This window comes from Streptomyces sp. NPDC002671 (assembly GCF_053592475.1).
In genome coordinates, this window is sequence record NZ_JBSFVU010000008.1 from 224,758 (window position 1) to 241,939 (window position 17,182).

Here is a 17,182-nt window from a genome sequence, read left to right on the forward strand (position 1 = left end):
GGTGACGACCTATGACGATCGAGCGAGCCTCACTGATCTGACCGCGACGGTGGAACGGGTACGCGGTTCGGTGGAGAGCGTGATCGAGGGCAAGCCCGAGGTCGTACGGCTCGCGCTGACCGTGCTGCTCGCCGAGGGCCACCTGCTGATCGAGGACGTTCCCGGCGTCGGCAAGACGATGCTGGCCAAGGCGCTGGCGCGGTCCATCGACTGCTCCGTGCGGCGCATCCAGTTCACGCCCGACCTGCTGCCCTCGGACATCACCGGCGTGTCCATCTGGGACCAGCAGCGCCGGGACTTCGAGTTCAAGCCGGGCGCCATCTTCGCGCAGATCGTGATCGGCGACGAGATCAACCGCGCCTCCCCCAAGACCCAGTCCGCGCTGCTGGAGTCCATGGAGGAGCGGCAGGTCACCATCGACGGGCAGACCTATGAACTGCCCAGCCCGTTCATGGTGGTGGCCACGCAGAACCCGGTCGAGATGGAGGGCACCTACCCGCTGCCCGAGGCCCAGCGCGACCGCTTCATGGCCCGCGTCTCCGTCGGCTACCCGAGCGTCGAGGCCGAACTGCAGATGCTGGACGTGCACGGCGGCATCTCCCCGCTGGAGGACCTCCAGCCGGTGGCGCACGCGCACGAGATCGTGAAGCTGGTCGAGGCGGTGCGCGCGGTTCACGTCGCCGAGCCGGTGCGGCGGTACGCGGTGGAGCTGGTCGCCGCCACGCGCACGCACCCCGACCTCAGACTCGGCGCCTCCCCGCGCGCGACGCTGCACCTGCTGCGTGCGGCCAGGGCGTCCGCCGCCCTCAGCGGCCGGGAGTACGCGCTGCCGGACGACATCCAGGCACTCGCCGTCGCCGTCCTCGCCCACCGGCTGCTGCCCACCGCCCAGGCCCAGCTGAACCGCCGTACGGCCGAGCAGGTCGTGCTGGAGATCCTGCAGCGCACCCCGGTGCCCTCGGCGACCCAGCAGCAGAACGGCCTCGGCCGGGGCGTGCCGGCGTATCCGCAGCAGCCGCCGCGGAGCCTGTGATGAGCGCCGGGGGGACGAGCGCCGGGAGCTCGGAGCATCCGGAGGCCGACCGGGGCCGGCCGGGGGCTGTCCGTACGGCTTTGACGGGGCTGACCACCCGCGGGCGGTCCTTCCTGGCCGCGGGGATCGCGGCGGCGGTCTGCGCGTACGTGCTCGGGCAGAGCGATCTGCTGCGGGTCGGCCTGCTGCTGGCCGCGCTGCCCCTGATCTGCGCGACGGTGCTGTACCGCACGCGCTACCGGGTGGCCGGCAGCCGCCGGCTCTCCCCCGCGCGCGTGCCCGCCGGCAGCGAGGCCCGGGTGCACCTGGCCATCGAGAACGTCTCCCGGATGCCCAGCGGTCTGCTGATGCTCCAGGACCAGGTGCCCTACGTCCTCGGGCCACGGCCGCGCTTCGTGCTGGACCGGGTGGAGCCGCGCGGGCGCCGCGAGGTGTCCTACCGGGTCCGCTCCGACCTGCGGGGCCGCTATCCGCTGGGCCCGCTGCAGCTGCGGCTGACCGATCCGTTCGGCATGTGCGAACTGACCCGCTCCTTCTCGGACTTCGACACCCTGACCGTCATCCCGCGCGTGGAGCCGCTGACCCCGGTCCGGTTCAGCGGCGAGGCCAAGGGGTACGGCGACGGGCGGCAGCGCTCGCTGGCCCTGGCGGGCGAGGACGACGTGATCCCGCGCGGGTACCGCTACGGCGACGACCTGCGCCGGGTGCACTGGCGCTCCACCGCGCGCTACGGCGAGCTGATGGTGCGCCGGGAGGAGCAGCCGCGGCGCTCGCACTGCACGGTGCTGCTCGACACCCGGGGCGTCGCCTACGAGGGCGCGGGACCCGACTCGGCCTTCGAGTGGGCCGTCTCCGGCACCGCCTCGGTCCTGGTGCACATGCTCGAACGCGGCTTCTCGGTACGGCTGCTGACGGACCGTGGCAGCTCGCTGCCGGGCGAGGGCACCGACGGGTTCGCGGGCGGCGGCCAGGAGGGCGCGGACGCGGCCGGGCTGATGATGGACACCCTCGCCGTGATCGACCACTCCGACGGCACGGGCCTGTCCCGGGCGTACGACGTGCTGCGCGGCGGCAACGAGGGGCTGCTGGTCGCCTTCCTGGGCGACCTGGACGAGGAGCAGGCCACGACGGTCGCCACGATGCGGCGGCGCAGCGGGGGTGCTGTCGCCTTCGTGCTGGACCCCGACGTCTGGGTCCGGGAGGCCACCGACGTGCCGGGTCCGGGCAACCGGCACGCGGAGCGGCTGCGCATGCTGCGCGAGGCCGGCTGGACGGCGCTGAGCGTGTCGCGCGGCGCCTCGCTGAACGACCTGTGGCGGCAGGCGGACCGGGAACGGTCGGGCCTGGCCGCCCTGAGCGGGGAGGCACTGGGATGAGCGGGCGGGCACGACTGACACTGTGCGCCGCCGCGGCCACGCTGATGGCCTCGTGCGCGATGCTGCCCCTGGTCGACCGGCCCACCTGGCTGCTCCAGGCGATCCTGCTGGTCGCCGTGCAGACCGGGGTCGGCGCGGCGGCCCGCAGGGTGCCGCTGGCCCGGCCGCTGACGGTGGCCGCGCAGGCGCTGTCCGGTCTTGTGCTGCTCACCCTGGCCTTCGCCCGGGAGCACGCGGTCATCGGGCTGATCCCCGGCCCGGACGCCTTCCGGTACCTGTCCGACCTGCTCTCGCAGGGCTCGCACGACGTCGGCACGTATGCGATACCGGCCCCGCTGTCCGACGGCATCAGGCTGATGCTGATCGGCGGGGTCCTGGTCATCCATCTGCTGGTGGACACCCTCGCGGTCACCTACCGCGGCGCGGCCCCGGCCGGGCTTCCGCTGCTCGCGCTGTACTCGGTGGCCGCCGGGCTGTCCCACGGCGCCGCCGACTGGCTGTGGTTCCTGGTCGCGGCGGCCGGCTATCTGATGCTGCTGCTCGCCGAGGGCCGGGACCGGCTCGCGCAGTGGGGCCGCGTCTTCGGGGGCGCGCCCCGCGCCCCGGGCGCTCCGGAGGGCGGCGCGGTGGCCCCGGTGCGCACCGGGTGCCGCATCGGCGCGGTCGCTCTCGGCGTCGCCCTGGTGGTGCCGCTCGCCCTGCCCGCCATGCAGGGCGGCCTGCTGGACGACACCGGCACCGGCGTGGGGGCGGGCAACGGCCACGGCGGCACGATCTCCGCGGTCAACCCGCTGGTGTCGCTGCGCGACAGCCTCAACTCGGACGACGACCGCCAGGTGCTGTCCCTGAGGTCCAGTTCGAACGACACCTCCGACATGTATCTGCGAATCGTGTCCCTGGACTCCTTCGACGGCACCAACTGGAAGCCGTCCCAGCGGCACATCATCGGTCTGCCGGACATCCTGCCCACGCCCGTCGGCCTGCGCCCGGACATCAAGCGCACCACGGTGGTCTCGACGATCACGGCAGCCAACTGGTACGCGCAGGACTGGCTGCCGATGCCGTACCCGCCGAGACAGGTGCAGATCGGCGGCGACTGGCGCTACGAGCCGGTCGGCATGACGCTCGTCGGCGACCACGGCCAGAACACGCGCGGCGCGAACTACCAGGTGACCAGCCTGGACGTGCAGCCGACCGCCCAGCAGCTGGCCGCCGCGCCGGAGCCGCCCGAGGCCCTGAAGCGCGAGTACACCAAGGTGCCGTCCGCGCTGCCGAAGGTGGTGGCTCGCACCGCCAGGGAGATCACCGCGGGCGCCACGAGCCACTACGGCGAAGCGGTCAAGCTCCAGGACTACTTCGCGGTCAACGGCGGCTTCCAGTACGACACCCGGGTCGAGGTGGGCCAGGGTTCGAACGCCATCGCGAACTTCCTGAAGAAGAAGGAGGGCTTCTGCGTCCACTTCTCCTTCGCCATGGCGGCGATGGCCCGCACGCTCGGCATCCCGGCCCGGGTGGCGGTGGGCTTCGCGCCCGGCACCCCGCAGGCGGACGGCTCGATCGCGGTGAGCCTGAAGGACGCGCACGCCTGGCCCGAGCTGTACTTCGAGGGTGTGGGCTGGACCCGCTTCGAGCCCACCCCGACCCGGGGCACCGTGCCGTCGTACACGCAGTCGGTGACGCCCGGCACCTCCGTGCCGGACCCTGCGCTGCCGTCCCACGGGTCGGCCACGGCGCCCTCGGCCGAGGCTTCGCCGGGCGACGGCTGCACGGCCCAGCTGCGCAAGCTCCAGGGCTGTGACAGCCCGTCCGCGGCGGTGGCCCCGCACCACGGGGGTGGCGGCTCGGGCCCGTGGTGGTACGTGCTGGGGGCGCTGGCCGTGCTGGCGCTGCTGGTGGTCCCGCTGTCGCCGATGCTGTGGCGGGCCCGGGTGCGGTCGCTGCGGCTGGGCGCGCACGCCCGGACCGAGGAGGGCGCGGCGGCCCACGCCCTGGCCGCCTGGCAGGAACTGACGGACAGCGCCTGGGACCACGGCATCCCGCCGGACGAGTCGCAGACACCGCGCGGGGCCGCCGCCCGCATCGTCCGGCTCGGGCACCTCGACCCGGCGGCCGGGGCCGCGGTGCACCGGGTCGCGGACGCGGTCGAGCAGGTGCTGTACGCGCCTCGGCCGCGCCCGCCGGCGGGCCTGGCGGAGGACGTGCGCCGGGCGGTCGCCGGGCTGCGCGGCACGGTGAGCACCGGTACGCGGCTGCGGGCGCGGTTCGCGCCGCGCTCGGCGGTACGGGTGCTGTGGTCGGTGTCGGACCGCTGGTCGGCGCTCCGGGCCCGCGCGCGGGCGGCCCGGCCCGCTCTGCGCAGGCCGTCGAGGCAGCAGGGCTGAGGCCGGGGCCGGGACATGCGTGAGGGGTGACCACCTGGCGGTGGTCACCCCTCACGCATGTCTGCTGTGGTTCGCGGAACCGGGGAGTTTGTCTAGTGGCCCTGCTCATCCCGGCGGCGCTGCCAGCGCTGCTCGATCCGGTCCATCATGGAGCGCTTGGGCCTGCCTCCGCGGCGAGCGGCGCCTGCAGGCTGCTGCTCGCCCGGCTTCGGTGCTTTGCGCCAGCCGGTGACCGCCAGTACGGCGCAGCCCAGCATGACGAGGAAGCCCACCACGCTGACCCAGATCTGCTGTGCGACCATCCCGGCCATGAGGAGCGCGATACCCACGAGGAAGCCTGCGACCGCCTGGTAGACCCGCCGCCGGGTGTACGTACGCAGCCCGCTTCCCTCAAGCGCCGACGCGAACTTGGGGTCTTCGGCGTACAGCGCTCGCTCCATCTGCTCAAGCATTCGCTGCTCGTGCTCGGAGAGCGGCACGGAGTCCTCCTCATCGTGCAGTCGCCGGGGCGACCCGGGGGGTCCCTTCAGGATAGGCAGGGAATCGCCCCCGTGAAACCCGCCCCTCTACGCCAATTGGCAAACCGGGATCCGCCATGGCCGACCCGGTCGCTGAGGCTTCCATTCCCCGGCGGCCGGCCCGTCATGCCGGGCGGTGTACCTCGATCATACGGCGCAAACCCCTCGTTCGGAGGTCTTGTGGCGTACTCCATCCGCCGCCAAGGCCCTGATCAGCGGCTCGCCCCGGCAGCGCGCAGGGACCGCTCAGGTTGCTCAGGACCCGGCCGGCCCCGCTGTCTCACCGAGCACATGGAGCTGGGTGGCCACGGAGTGGAACGCGGGCAGTTCGGCCGCAGCGGCCTCCAGCTTCAGCAGGGCGTCGAGGGCGCCGGGCTCGGTGTCCACCAGGACGCCGGGCACGAGGTCGGCGAAGACGCGCACGCCGTGCACGGCGCCGACCGCCAGGCCCGCGCCCTCGACCAGCGCGGTGAGCTGCTCGGCGGTGAAGCGGCGCGGCATCGGGTCGCCGGTGCCCCAGCGCCCGTCGGGGTCCTCCAGAGCCCGCTTGGCCTCCGTGAAGTGGCCCGCGAGGGCGCGGGCCAGCACGGCGCCGCCGAGACCGGTGGCGAGCAGGCTGAGGACACCCTCCGAGCGCAGGGCGGCCACGGCGTTGCGGACGCTCTCGGCCGGGTCGTCCACGTACTCCAGGACGCCGTGGCACAGCACGGCGTCGTAGCCGCCGCGCTCGACCACGTCGAACAGGCCGTGGGCGTCGCCCTGGACGCCCTTGACCCGGTCGGCGACGCCGGCCTCGGCGGCGCGGCGCTCCAGCGCGAACAGGGCGTTCGGGCTGGGGTCGACCACGGTGACGCGGTGGCCGAGGCCGGCGAGCGGCACGGCGAAGTTGCCGCTGCCGCCTCCGGTGTCGAGCACGTCCAGCGACTCCCGTCCCGTGGCCTTGACCCGGCGGTCGAGGGCGTCCTGGAGGACCTCCCAGACCACGGCGGTACGGAGAGCGGCGCGCGAAACAGAGGAGTCGGAGCGCAGCGACGCCGTTTGAGGGTGATGGTGGGAGACGGGCGGGCGCATCGGGTCCGACACGGCAGGTGACTCCTCGGCAGGCGAAAGCTTTCAGGCGACCTCCACCCTATTGCCTCCGGTGCCGACCTGGTCACCTCGGCGCCGGGCGCTGCTTGATCAGCCCGCGTCCGGCAGGTCTCCGCGGGCTCTCGGGCCGGGCGGCGCGCCGGTCTCGCCGGTGTCGTGGCGGGACTGGGGCAGGACCGGCTGGAGGACCAGCATCCGCTCGACGATGCGGAGGAACATCGCCGCGTCCCGTATCAGGTCGTCGGCGTCCCGCTGCCGGGCGGCGCCCCGGATGCCCGCCTCGGCGCGGGCGCGGCGGGCGGCGCCGGAGGCGAACAGGGCGCTCCACTCGGTCAGCTCGGGGGCGATCTCGGGGAGCAGTTCCCAGGCGCTGCGGATGCGGGCCCGGCGGCGCGGTGAGGTCTCGGGGCGGGCACGGGCGGCGAGTACGGCTGCGGCGGTGCGCAGGGCGGCGAGGTGGGCCGTCGCGTAGCGCTCGTTCGGAGTTTCCAGGGTGGCGGCCTCGTCCAGTGCGGCGCGGGCCTGGGCGAGCAGGTCGAGGGCGGCGGGCGGGGCCGTGACCCGGCGGAGCACGGGGTGCACATCGCTCGCCGGGCCGGTCAGTGAGGGGGCAGGGCCGGTGGCGCGGCGCCGCTGGGGAGCGGCTGCGGACGAGCTGGCCATGACGAACCTCCTGTCGTCTGGGTGACGGCACAGGTGCCGTATGTGCTCATCGTGCGGTATGCCACTGACAATCCGTTCTGACCTGCGGTTTTGCCTCGATCGTAGGTTCGGGCGCATTTTTGCACTGACCAGTCAGTTCAAATGTTCAGTTCGCATACTGCTCAACCACAAGGGGGGCTTGTGGACGGCGTGCACGTCACGGCCGAGGGTCTGGGGCTCAAGGGGCCCCGGGGGTGGGCCTTCCGGGGCATCACCTTCGACGCGGAGCCCGGCTCGCTGATCGCGATCGAGGGACCGTCCGGGTCCGGCCGCACCTGCCTGCTGCTGGCCCTGACCGGGCGGATGAAGGCCACCGAGGGGACGGCGGCCGTCGGCGGGGCCCGGCTGCCGAAGCGGTTGGCGGCGGTGCGGCGCGTGGCCGCCGTGGCCAACGTGGCCGGTGTCACCGATCTGGAGCCGGCCCTGACCGTCGGCGAGCACCTGCGCGAACGGGCCCTGCTCCAGCGCCGGTTCGGCGACTCCCTGCGTGAGCTGCTGCGGCCCCGCCCGGAGCGCACGCACGAGGCGCGGCTGCGGGCGGATGCCGCGCTGGCCGCCGCCGGACTCGGCCTGGAGACGCTCCCCAAGGGCTCCCGGACCGCCGTACGGGACCTGGAGCGGCTGGAGGCGCTGCGGCTGTCCGTCGCCCTGGCCCTCATCGGCCGGCCCCAGGTGCTCGGTGTGGACGACACCGACCTGAAGCTCTCGGCGGCCGAACAGGCGGAGGCCTGGGCCCTGTTGCGCTCCCTCACGCGCGCGGGCACGACGGTGCTGGCCGTGTGCCGCACCGCCCCCGAGGACTGCCTCACCGTGTCCACGGCACCCGAGGCCGAACCGGCGAACGAGCCGGCGAACGAGCCGGAAGAGCCGGACGAGAAGCAGACCGAACAGCAGGCAGAACAGCAGACCGACGGGGAGGAGAAGACCGATGCGCTCGCCGAGGCTGGCCGCGCTTGAGCTGAGGCGGTTCGGGCGGGGGAAGCTGCCGCGCGCCGCCCTGGTCGCGCTGCTCGTGCTGCCCCTGCTCTACGGCGCCCTGTACCTGTGGTCGTTCTGGGACCCGTACGGCCGTCTGGACCGCATCCCGGTGGCCCTGGTGAACGACGACAAGGGCGCGACCGCGGGCGGGAAGAAGCTCACGGCGGGCGACGACATCGTCAAGGGGCTGCTCGACAGCCGCACTTTCGAGTGGCACGAGGTAAGCGATACCGAGGCCCGCCGGGGCGTCGAGGACGGCACCTACTACCTGTCGCTGACCATGCCCGCCGACTTCAGCAAGCGGATCGCCTCCAGTTCCGGTGACTCCCCGGAGACCGGCGCGCTCCAGGTGCGCACGAACGACGCGAACAACTACATCGTCGGCCAGATCTCCCGGACGGTCTTCAAGGAGGTCCGCTCGGCCGCGTCCACCAAGGCGTCCCGGACCTTCCTGGACCGGATCTTCGTCTCCTTCTCCAGCATCCACGACAAGACCGTGACGGCGGCCGAGGGCGCCGACACGCTCACGGGCGGCCTCGGGAAGGCGGAGAAGGGCTCCAAGGACCTCGCCGACGGCCTGAAGGACGCCAAGAGCGGCAGCGGCAAGCTGGCCAAGGGGCTGAAGAAGCTCAACAAGGGCGCGAACAGCCTGGAGGACGGCTCGCGGCGCGTCGCGGACGGCACGCAGACCCTCGCCGACAACGTCAACGGCGTCTACGAGAAGGCCGGTCCGTTCCTGAAGGACAACGAGAAGACCATCGGGGACACGGCCCAGCTGGTCGCCGACTCGGCCAAGACCGTCAAGGACAACCTCGACACACTGGTGAAGCTCGCGCCGAGCGCGGCCAAGACCGCCCACGCCTCCTCCGCCGTCCTGGACGACGTCTACCGGGCGCGCTGCGAGAAGGCCGTGATCCCCGACCCCGTCTGCCCCGACCTCAAGCGTGCCAAGACGGCCGCCGCCGAGGTGGCCACCGTCGCCGACGACCTCAACACCCTGATCGCCGACCAGGACGGCGACCTGAAGACGATGCGGGACAACCTGGGCACGCTCCAGAAGCAGGCCCAGGCCCTCGCCGCCCAGGCACCGCACCTCCAAGAGGACGTGGCCGACGCGGTCAAGCGGATCAACACCCTCAACAGCGGTGCGCACAAGGTCGCCGCGGGCGCGAAGAAGCTGCACTCCGGGCTCGGCACGGCCAAGACCGGCGCGACCGCGCTGGACAAGGGCGTCGGTACGGCCGCGTCGGGCGCCGAGACCCTGAACGGCGGGATGTACAAGCTGGTCGACGGCTCCGGGAAGCTCGCCGGCGGACTGCACGCCGGCGCGAAGAAGATCCCCGACTACGACCGGCAGGACCGCGACCGGCACACCGGCGTGATGGCCGACCCGGTCCAACTGGCCGCCCACGACCTGCACAAGGCGCCGAACTACGGCACCGGGTTCGCCCCGTACTTCATCCCGCTGTCCCTGTGGGTCGGCGCGATGGTGGCCTACATGCTGATCGCGCCGCTCAACCGGCGGGCCCTGGCGGCCGGTTCGCCGGCCTGGCGGATCGCGCTGGCGGGCTGGCTGCCGGTGGTCGCGGTGGGCGTGCTGCAGACGGTCGCGCTGATGTCCGTGCTGCACTGGGCGATCGGCCTGGAGATGGCGCGGGCGGCAGGCACGGTCGGCTTCCTGTTCCTCGTCACCGCCTGCTTCGCGGCACTCGTGCAGTGGCTGAACGCCCGCTTCGGCGCGGCGGGCCGGATCCTTGTCCTGGCGCTGCTGATGCTCCAGCTGACCTCGGCGGGCGGCACGTACCCCGTGCAGACCAGCCCGGGCTTCTTCAACGCCATCCACCCGTACCTGCCGATGAGCTACATCGTGGCCGCGCTGCGCCGGCTGATCACGGGCGGCGGGCTCGGCCCCGTGTGGCAGGCGTGCGCCGTGCTGGCCGCGTTCACGGCGGGCGCCCTCGCACTGACCGCGCTCGCGGCCCGGCGCCGCCAGGTGTGGACCCTGGACCGGCTGCACCCGGAGCTGAGCCTGTGATCCCCCAAAAGCCCCCGCACGCGCTCGTACCTGTGACAATCAGGGCCATGGAAAGCAGCAGCGCCACGTCCGGCGTCAGCACGCGCCGCGAGGCCACCCGGCAGAAGCTCTACGAGGCGGCCGTCACCCTCATCGCGGAACAGGGCTTCTCCGCCACCACGGTGGACGAGATCGCCGAGCGGGCCGGGGTCGCGAAGGGCACGGTCTACTACAACTTCGCGAGCAAGTCGGTCCTCTTCGAGGAGCTGCTGCGGCACGGCGTGGGCCTGCTCACCGCCTCCCTGCGGGAGGCGGCGGAGGGAACCGCACGCGCGGGCGGCAGCAAGGTCGACGCCCTGGACGCGATGGTCCGCGCGGGCCTGGTCTTCATCGACCGCTACCCGGCCTTCACGCAGCTGTACGTGGCCGAGCTGTGGCGCACCAACCGCGCCTGGCAGTCCACGCTGATGGTGGTGCGGCAGGAGGCCGTCGCCGTGGTCGAGGGCGTGCTGCGCGAGGGCGTGGCGGCGGGCGAGTTCAGCGACGAGATCGACATCCAGCTGACGGCGGCGGCGCTGGTCGGCATGGTCCTGGTGGCGGCCCTGGACTGGAAGTCCTTCCAGCCGGAGCGCTCCCTGGACGACGTGCACGCGGCCCTGTCCCGGCTGCTCCAGGGCCGGGTCAGCGGAAAGGGCTGAGCGACGGAGGAGGCGCCGGCCCCCGCTCGGACCGGCGCCTCCCCACATGGACCCCCGTGGCGGTCATCCCCCGGGTCCCCCGTGTCTCGCTTCCGCCGGCGGACCGGCGGAAGGAGCGGCGAGGAGGCGGGCGCCGTTCCGCCGCCCCGTGCCGGCGGTGCCGGGCCGCGCCCCTTGCCGTGTCTCCACTCTCCCGTTCGCGCAGGCGGCGTCCCATCCGTGCGCGTACTCATCTCACCGCCTGGGTACGCGTACTCAGGCGTACGCGCGCGGTGTCACGGGCGCCCTGACGGGGCGCGTTCCGGATTGTCGGTGGCGGTCGATAAAGTCGCAGGCATGGCACGGATTGCGGTGATCGGCGCCGGGATGGGCGCGATGGCGGCGGCTGCCCGGCTGGCCGTCGCGGGCCACCGGGTGACGGTGTACGAGCGTACGGAGACGTACGGCGGTGCGGTACGCCGTTTCGAGCGGGACGGCTTCGCCTTCGACACCGGCCCGGGGCTGCTGTCGCTGCCCGCGGTCTACCGCGATCTGTTCCTCAAGACCGGCAAGGAGCCGCTGGAGGACTGCGTCGAGCTGGTCCAGGTCGACCCGTCCTCGCGGCACGTCTTCGCGGACGGCACCCAGGTGTCGCTGCCGAACGCCTCGCGCGCGGGTGTCGTCGCGGCGCTGGACGAGGCGCTGGGTGCGGGGGCCGGGCAGCGCTGGGGCGACTTCCTGGTGCGCGCCCGCGAGGCCTGGGACCGCACGCGCCGGCCGCTGCTGGAGGAGCCCCTGTGGCCGAACTGGCAGGTGCTGGCGGAGCAGGAGCCGTATCCGGCCGTCCCGCACAAGCGTCTGCTGCGCACCCGGCGGGCGAGCACGGCGGCCGAGATCGGCGCGTGGGAGCTGCGCGACGAGCGGCTGGCGGCTCTCCTGGAGAGCCAGGTGCTCGCGTACGGCCTCGATCCGCGGACCGCGCCCGCGAGCGCGGCCGTGCTGCCGTACATGGAGCACGCCTTCGGCACCTGGTACGTCCGCGGCGGCATCCGGGAGCTGGCCCGCGCGGTGTACGAGCGGTGCCTGAAGCGGAAGGTCGAGTTCGTCTTCGGCGCCGAGGTCACGGCGATCGTGGAGAAGGACGGCCGGGCCGCGGGGGTGGAGCTGGCTGGGGGCACCTCCCAGGCTTTCGGCTCTGGGGGAGGAGGGGTGATCGAGGCGGACCATGTCGTGGCGGACGTGGATCCGGCGCGGCTGACGGCTCTGACCGAGCGCCCGCTGGACGAGGACGGTGACGTCCGGGCCGACCCGCTCTCGCCGCGGGCCGCACGGTTCACGGTCCTGCTGGCCCTGCGTGGCGGGCGCGAGGACCGGGCCGTGCACCGCACCGTCGTCCACGCGCCGGACTCCGAGCGCGAACTGGACTTCCTGGCCTCGCCCGGCGGCGACCAGCCCGTGTGTCCCACCGTGACCGTGCTGCGCCCGGACGACCCGGCGCTCAGACCGGACGACGCGCACGAGTCCGTGGTGGTGTCCGCCGTGGTGCCGACCGAGGCCGGCTGGGAAGAGGAGGGCACGGTGCGGCGCTACGCGGACTTCCTCCTCGAAGCCGCCCAGCGCGCCGTACCTGGGCTGCCCGAGCGCCTGCTGTGGCACGAGGTGCGTTCGCCCGTGCACACGGACGGCGAGACAGGCGCCCGCTCCGGGGCGGTGCCCGCTCCCGCGCTCGCCGCAGGACAGGGCGGTTACCTGCACCCGTCGAACGCCACGCGCCTGCCCGGTCTGTACCGGGCCGGCGGCTGGTCCCACCCCGGCGGCGGTCTCCCCCACGCCGGTATGTCGGGGGCGCTGGTGGCCGGGCTGATCGTGGAGGGGCCGGAGTTCCGCGGCTCCCAGTGAGCGCGGCCGGGACTCAGTAGCGGTACTGCTCGTCGTACCCGGTGCCGGGCTGCTGCGGCTGCTGCCCGTGGCCCTGGTACGGGTACGGCTGCTCCTGCGGGAGCGCTCCGCCGTAGGCCTCGTCGTTGCGCTGCTGCGGGACCCAGACCCCGCCGGCCGGGGTCTCGCCGTAGCCGCCGGTGGCGTACGGGTCCTGGGTGTAGCCCTGCTGGCCGTACTGCTGCTGCTGGCCGTAACCCGCCTGGTCGTACGAGGTGCCGCCGTAGGACTGGCTGCCGATGTACGGGTCGGAGTAGTTCGCGTAGCTCTGCTGGCCGCCGGCGGTGTCGTAGCCGTAGCCCTGCTGGGCGTAGCCCGAGTAGTCGTAGGCGTAGTTCTGGTCGGCGGCCTGGGGCTGGGGCTGCTGCTGGGCGGCGCCCGCGTAGGCGGTGTCGCCGTAGACGCCGTAGGAGCCGGTGTCCTCGGGGAGGGGCTGGGGCGCGTAGACGGAGGTGGTCTCGGCGGCCATGGGCGCACCAGCGGGCTCCGGGGGCCGGGCCGGGGTGAAGACGTCGTCGCGGTCGTAGTCGTCGTCGTAGTCGCCGCGGCCGTAGGCGCGGTCGTCGCGCTCGGCCTCGGGGCCGTAGTCGTCCCCGGCGTCCTCGTCGGAGACGTCGAAGTCCGGGTCGTGCCGGTCCGCCTTGCCGCGGCGGCGCTTGCTGCCGCGGCCCTCGGTCTCGGCCTCGGGCCGCTTGACCGCCCAGCCGTCGGCGAAGCCGCGGCGGAAGGACAGCGTGACGTAGGTCTGGCCGATTGCGAACGCGATCGCGCCCACACCGATGACGACGACGGACGGCATCAGCACGCCGAGCACGACACCGACGAAGCCGACGAAGGCCAGCAGCCGCCAGCGCAGCCGCGCCTTGTACTGCAGCAGAACTTCGCCGAGCAACCACAGTGCGACGACGCCGAACGCGATGTAGAGGACCGTCCAGCCCATGTACGCCCCTCTCCCAGTGGCCGCTACGAAGTGTGTCGTATCGCGGTGCGGCCGGTCTAGGCCTGCGGGGGGTGGTGCAGGCCCAGGTTCTCGTAGATTTCCAGCGGTGCCGTGGAGTTGTTGAGCGTGATGAAGTGCAGACCGGGCACTCCCTCGGCCAGCAGCCGTGCACAGAACTCCGTGGCGAACTCGATACCGATGGAGCGTACCGCCGCCGGATCGTCCTGCGCTGTGAGGATCCGCTCTTTCAGGGCGTCAGGGAAATGCGCATTGCTGAGTTTGGGCAAACGTTCCAACATCTTCACGCTGGTGACAGGCAGCACCTCCGGAATGACCGGGGTGTCGCAGCCCGCGGCCACGACGCGGTCGCGCAGACGCAGATACGACTCCGGCTGGAAGAACATCTGCGTGATCGCGTAGTCGGCGCCCGCGCGGCACTTGTCCACGAAGTGGGCGACGTCGGTGTCCCAGTCGCCGGAGCGCGGGTGCATCTCCGGGAACGCGGCGACGCCGACGCAGAAGTCGCCCGACTCCTTGATCAGCCGGACGAGTTCGGCCGCGTACGTCAGGCCCTTGGGATGCGGGACCCACTCGCCCATCGGGTCGCCGGGCGGGTCGCCGCGCACGGCGAGCATGTTGCGGATACCGGCGTCGGCGTACTGGCCGATGATGTTGCGCAGCTCGGCGATGGAGTGGTCGACGGCGGTGAGGTGGGCGACCGGCGTGAGCGTCGTGTCCACGACGATCTGCTCGGTCTCCTTGACCGTCGTCGCGCGGGTGGAACCGCCGGCGCCGTAGGTGACGGAGACGAAGTCGGGGGCCACGGCCTCGACCCTCCGCAGCGCGTTCCACAGGCTCTTCTCGCCCTTGGGCGTCTTCGGCGCGTAGAACTCGAACGAGTACGTCGTCTTGCCGCTGGCGAGCATCTCACGCACGGTGCGTGCGCGATCAGTCCTGGTGGACGGGGTTCCGAGGGCCATACCCGCAGGTTAGCCAGGGGTGGGCGGTCCCCCAACCAAACGCCGGAGATTTGCCCGAATTGCCGCTTTATCGTCCACCCCTTGGACAAAAACCCGGACAGCGGCCCCTGCAGGCGGGCGCTACGCCGCCCGCAGCCGTTTGGCGAACTCCGCGGCGGCGGCCCCCGGGTCGTCCGCCTCGGTGAGCGCGCGGACCACGACCACCCGGCGGGCACCGGCGTCCAGCACCTCGTCCAGGTTGCCGAGGTCGATGCCGCCGATGGCGAACCAGGGGCGGTCGGTGCCCAGGGACGCCGTGTACCGGACCAGGTCGAGGCCGGGAGCGTGGCGGCCGGGCTTGGTCGGGGTGGGCCAGCACGGACCGGTGCAGAAGTAGTCCACGCCCTCCTGGACGGCTGCCGCCGCGACCTCGGACTCGGCGTGCGTGGAGCGGCCGATCAGGACCTCGTCGCCGAGGATCGCGCGGGCCGCGGGGACCGGCAGGTCGCCCTGGCCGAGATGGAGCACGCCGGCGCCGGCCGCGTGGGCGACGTCGGCCCGGTCGTTGACCGCGAGCAGCTTGCCGTGCCGGGCACAGGCGTCCGCGAACACCTTCAGGTGCTCCAGCTCCTCGCCGGCCTCCATGCCCTTGTCGCGCAGCTGCACGATGTCGACACCGCCGGCCAGGACCGCGTCCAGGAACTCGACGAGGTCGCCCTGGCGCCTGCGGGCGTCCGTGCAGAGGTAGAGGCGGGCGTCGGCGAGCCTGCCGCGGGCGGTGTCGGACATGCGTGGGTCCCCCCGTCGTCGGTGTCATCGGTGGGCGAGCGGGTGGCGTACCGGCCGAAGCCCGTACGCCACCCCTGGTGCGGGTCGGTTCAGACGGCGAGCGCCTGGGCGCGGCGCTTCACCTCCGTGCCGCGATTCTCGCTCAGGGCCTGCGCGGGTGTGCCGGGCAGGGTCGGGTCGGGGGTGAAGAGCCACTCGATCATCTCTTCGTCCGAGAAGCCGTCGTCCCTCAGGAGCGTCAGGGTCCCGGACAGGCCCTTGACGATCTTGTCCCCGTCGATGAAGGCGGCGGGGACGTGCAGCGCCCGGTTCTCGCCACGGCGTACGGCGATGAGCTGGCCCTCCTTGACCAGCTGCCGCACACGTGTCACCTCGACGCCGAACTGTTCGGCGATGTCGGGGAGGGTGAGCCAGGCGGGGACGAGAGCATCAATCTTTGCGTCAATCTCGGTCACGGGGATAAGCCTGCCATCCCCCACTGACACTCGGAAGCGGAGGCACTCCGCTGGGGGGCCGGATGGGCTGTTGCCCCTGAGGGTGCTGATCAGTCGGCCGTGGCGTTCTTCAAGGGGCGGGAGGGGTCTGTCAGTGCCTGCGGGTCCATGGCGCGGCCTGCTTCGATCAGCCTCCGGCCCTGGGCCAGGTCACGCGGGCGGCCTACGGCCAGCAGGGCCACCAGGCGGTTCTCCCGGAGCCAGCAGACCGTCCAGGCCGGGCCCGTCGGGTCGCCGCGCCAGACCATGCGGTCGGCACCGGCGTGGTGGCCTGCGTACTGGACGAAGCGGCCGAACTGCTCGGACCAGAAGTACGGCACCGGGTCGTAGACCGAGGTCGTCTCGCCGAGGATGTTCGCGGCGACCGTGCGCGGGCCCTGGAGGGCGTTGTCCCAGTGGTGGACGAGGAGCCGCTCGCCGTAGCGGGCCGACGGGAAGGAGGCGCAGTCGCCGACGGCGTACACGTCCGCCGCGGAGGTGCGCAGGTGGTCGTCGGCCACGACGTCGCCGTGGGCGCCGAGCTCGATCCCGGAACCGGCCAGCCAGCCGGTGGCGGGGCGGGCGCCGATGCCGACCACGACGGCGTCCGCGGGCAGCCGGGTGCCGTCGGCGAGCACGACCGCACCGGGCTCGATGCGGTCCACGCGCGCGTGGGTGCGCAGTTCCGCGCCCGCGTCGGCGTACCAGGCGGTCATCGGCGCCGTGACCTCGGCGGGCAGGGCGCCCGCGAGCGGCCGGTCGGCGGCCTCCACGACGGTCACCGCGCAGCCGGCCTCGCGGGCGGCGGTGGCGAACTCGGCGCCGATCCAGCCGGCGCCGACGACCACGATGTCGTGCTGCCGGGCCAGCACCGGCCGCAGCCGCTCCGCGTCGTCCAGAGTGCGCAGCAGGTGCACGCCGGGGACGCCCTCGGTGCCGGGCAGGGTGATCGGTTCGGCGCCGGCGGCCAGGACCAGGACGTCGTACGGGACGGGTCCGGCCTCGGTGTCCAGTTCGTGCTCGGCGGGGCGCACGCCCAGCACCTCGCAGCCCAGCCGCAGTTCGACGCCGAGCGAGTCGAAGTCGACCTCGAAGGCGGAGCCCTCGGCCTTGCCGAGCAGCACGGCCTTGGACAACGGTGGCCGGTCGTACGGCTGGTGGGGTTCGGCGCCGAGCACGGTCACGGTGCCCCTGAAGCCCTGTTCCCGCAGCGCGACCGCGGTCTGCACCCCGGCCATGCCCGCGCCGACGACGACCACGCGCCGCCCCTGCGGCATGCCCTTCGGCGTGCCCTGTGACGTGCCCTCTTGCGGTG

At 73.0% G+C, this 17,182-nt stretch carries 15 protein-coding genes; 7 read left to right on the plus strand and 8 right to left on the minus strand.

Going from position 1 to position 17,182, the window contains the following annotated elements:
* Position 1 precedes the first annotated feature (1 nt).
* The 3 genes from ACWD35_RS14925 to ACWD35_RS14935 are packed head-to-tail and all read left to right on the plus strand — an operon-like array spanning position 2 to position 4,790.
* Positions 2-1,033, plus strand: coding sequence for an AAA family ATPase (locus ACWD35_RS14925; RefSeq protein ID WP_451351617.1), 1,032 nt, complete (start codon positions 2-4; stop codon positions 1,031-1,033).
* Positions 1,033-2,409: a DUF58 domain-containing protein gene (locus tag ACWD35_RS14930; RefSeq protein WP_451351618.1), complete on the plus strand. Its 1,377-nt coding sequence runs from the start codon at positions 1,033-1,035 to the stop codon at positions 2,407-2,409. Before ACWD35_RS14925 ends, ACWD35_RS14930 begins: the two co-directional genes overlap by 1 nt.
* Positions 2,406-4,790, plus strand: a complete 2,385-nt coding sequence (locus ACWD35_RS14935) for a transglutaminase TgpA family protein (protein WP_451351619.1) — start codon at positions 2,406-2,408, stop codon at positions 4,788-4,790. Before ACWD35_RS14930 ends, ACWD35_RS14935 begins: the two co-directional genes overlap by 4 nt.
* Positions 4,791-4,882: 92 nt before the next feature.
* On the opposite strand, the gene ACWD35_RS14940 is transcribed toward ACWD35_RS14935, so the two are convergent.
* The 3 genes from ACWD35_RS14940 to ACWD35_RS14950 all read right to left on the minus strand — a co-directional run bounded on the left by ACWD35_RS14940 (position 4,883) and on the right by ACWD35_RS14950 (position 7,060).
* Positions 4,883-5,269 carry a DUF3040 domain-containing protein gene (locus ACWD35_RS14940; protein ID WP_451351620.1) on the minus strand — a complete coding sequence of 129 codons (387 nt, stop codon included), beginning with the start codon at positions 5,267-5,269 and terminating at the stop codon, positions 4,883-4,885.
* A gap of 294 nt (positions 5,270-5,563) precedes the next feature.
* On the minus strand, positions 5,564-6,391 hold the full coding sequence (locus ACWD35_RS14945) for a class I SAM-dependent methyltransferase (protein ID WP_451351621.1): 828 nt from the start codon (positions 6,389-6,391) through the stop codon (positions 5,564-5,566).
* 96 nt (positions 6,392-6,487) lie between these two features.
* Positions 6,488-7,060 (minus strand): SAV_6107 family HEPN domain-containing protein, encoded by a 573-nt coding sequence (locus ACWD35_RS14950; protein ID WP_451351622.1) that lies wholly within the window; start codon positions 7,058-7,060, stop codon positions 6,488-6,490.
* A gap of 180 nt (positions 7,061-7,240) precedes the next feature.
* Between ACWD35_RS14950 and ACWD35_RS14955 the strand changes: the two genes are divergently transcribed.
* The 4 genes from ACWD35_RS14955 (at position 7,241) to ACWD35_RS14970 (ending at position 12,667) form a co-directional block, all read left to right on the plus strand.
* Positions 7,241-8,056, plus strand: a complete 816-nt coding sequence (locus ACWD35_RS14955; RefSeq protein ID WP_451351623.1) for an ATP-binding cassette domain-containing protein — start codon at positions 7,241-7,243, stop codon at positions 8,054-8,056.
* A complete protein-coding gene (locus ACWD35_RS14960; RefSeq protein WP_451351624.1) occupies positions 8,028-10,112 on the plus strand; it encodes a YhgE/Pip family protein in 2,085 nt (694 codons plus the stop codon). The genes ACWD35_RS14955 and ACWD35_RS14960 overlap by 29 nt, the downstream gene beginning before the upstream one ends.
* A gap of 47 nt (positions 10,113-10,159) precedes the next feature.
* Complete coding sequence (locus ACWD35_RS14965) at positions 10,160-10,789, plus strand: TetR/AcrR family transcriptional regulator (RefSeq protein ID WP_451351625.1); 630 nt, start codon at positions 10,160-10,162, stop codon at positions 10,787-10,789.
* Between the two features lie 336 nt (positions 10,790-11,125).
* Complete coding sequence (locus ACWD35_RS14970; RefSeq protein WP_451351626.1) at positions 11,126-12,667, plus strand: phytoene desaturase family protein; 1,542 nt, start codon at positions 11,126-11,128, stop codon at positions 12,665-12,667.
* Positions 12,668-12,680: 13 nt separating this feature from the next.
* On the opposite strand, the gene ACWD35_RS14975 is transcribed toward ACWD35_RS14970, so the two are convergent.
* The 5 genes from ACWD35_RS14975 to ACWD35_RS14995 form a co-directional block, all read right to left on the minus strand.
* Positions 12,681-13,646 carry an SCO2102 family sporulation regulator gene (locus tag ACWD35_RS14975; protein WP_451351627.1) on the minus strand — a complete coding sequence of 322 codons (966 nt, stop codon included), beginning with the start codon at positions 13,644-13,646 and terminating at the stop codon, positions 12,681-12,683.
* A 56-nt stretch (positions 13,647-13,702) separates the two neighbouring features.
* Positions 13,703-14,626 (minus strand): methylenetetrahydrofolate reductase [NAD(P)H], encoded by a 924-nt coding sequence (gene metF / locus ACWD35_RS14980; protein WP_451351628.1) that lies wholly within the window; start codon positions 14,624-14,626, stop codon positions 13,703-13,705.
* 120 nt (positions 14,627-14,746) lie between these two features.
* The gene (thiE, locus tag ACWD35_RS14985; RefSeq protein WP_451351629.1) at positions 14,747-15,394 is read right to left on the minus strand and encodes a thiamine phosphate synthase; all 648 of its coding nucleotides are present in this window, start codon (positions 15,392-15,394) and stop codon (positions 14,747-14,749) included.
* Positions 15,395-15,483: 89 nt separating this feature from the next.
* A complete protein-coding gene (locus ACWD35_RS14990; protein WP_451351630.1) occupies positions 15,484-15,849 on the minus strand; it encodes an Rv2175c family DNA-binding protein in 366 nt (121 codons plus the stop codon).
* Between the two features lie 89 nt (positions 15,850-15,938).
* Positions 15,939-17,144: an NAD(P)/FAD-dependent oxidoreductase gene (locus ACWD35_RS14995; RefSeq protein WP_451351740.1), complete on the minus strand. Its 1,206-nt coding sequence runs from the start codon at positions 17,142-17,144 to the stop codon at positions 15,939-15,941.
* Between the last annotated feature and the right edge of the window lie 38 nt (positions 17,145-17,182).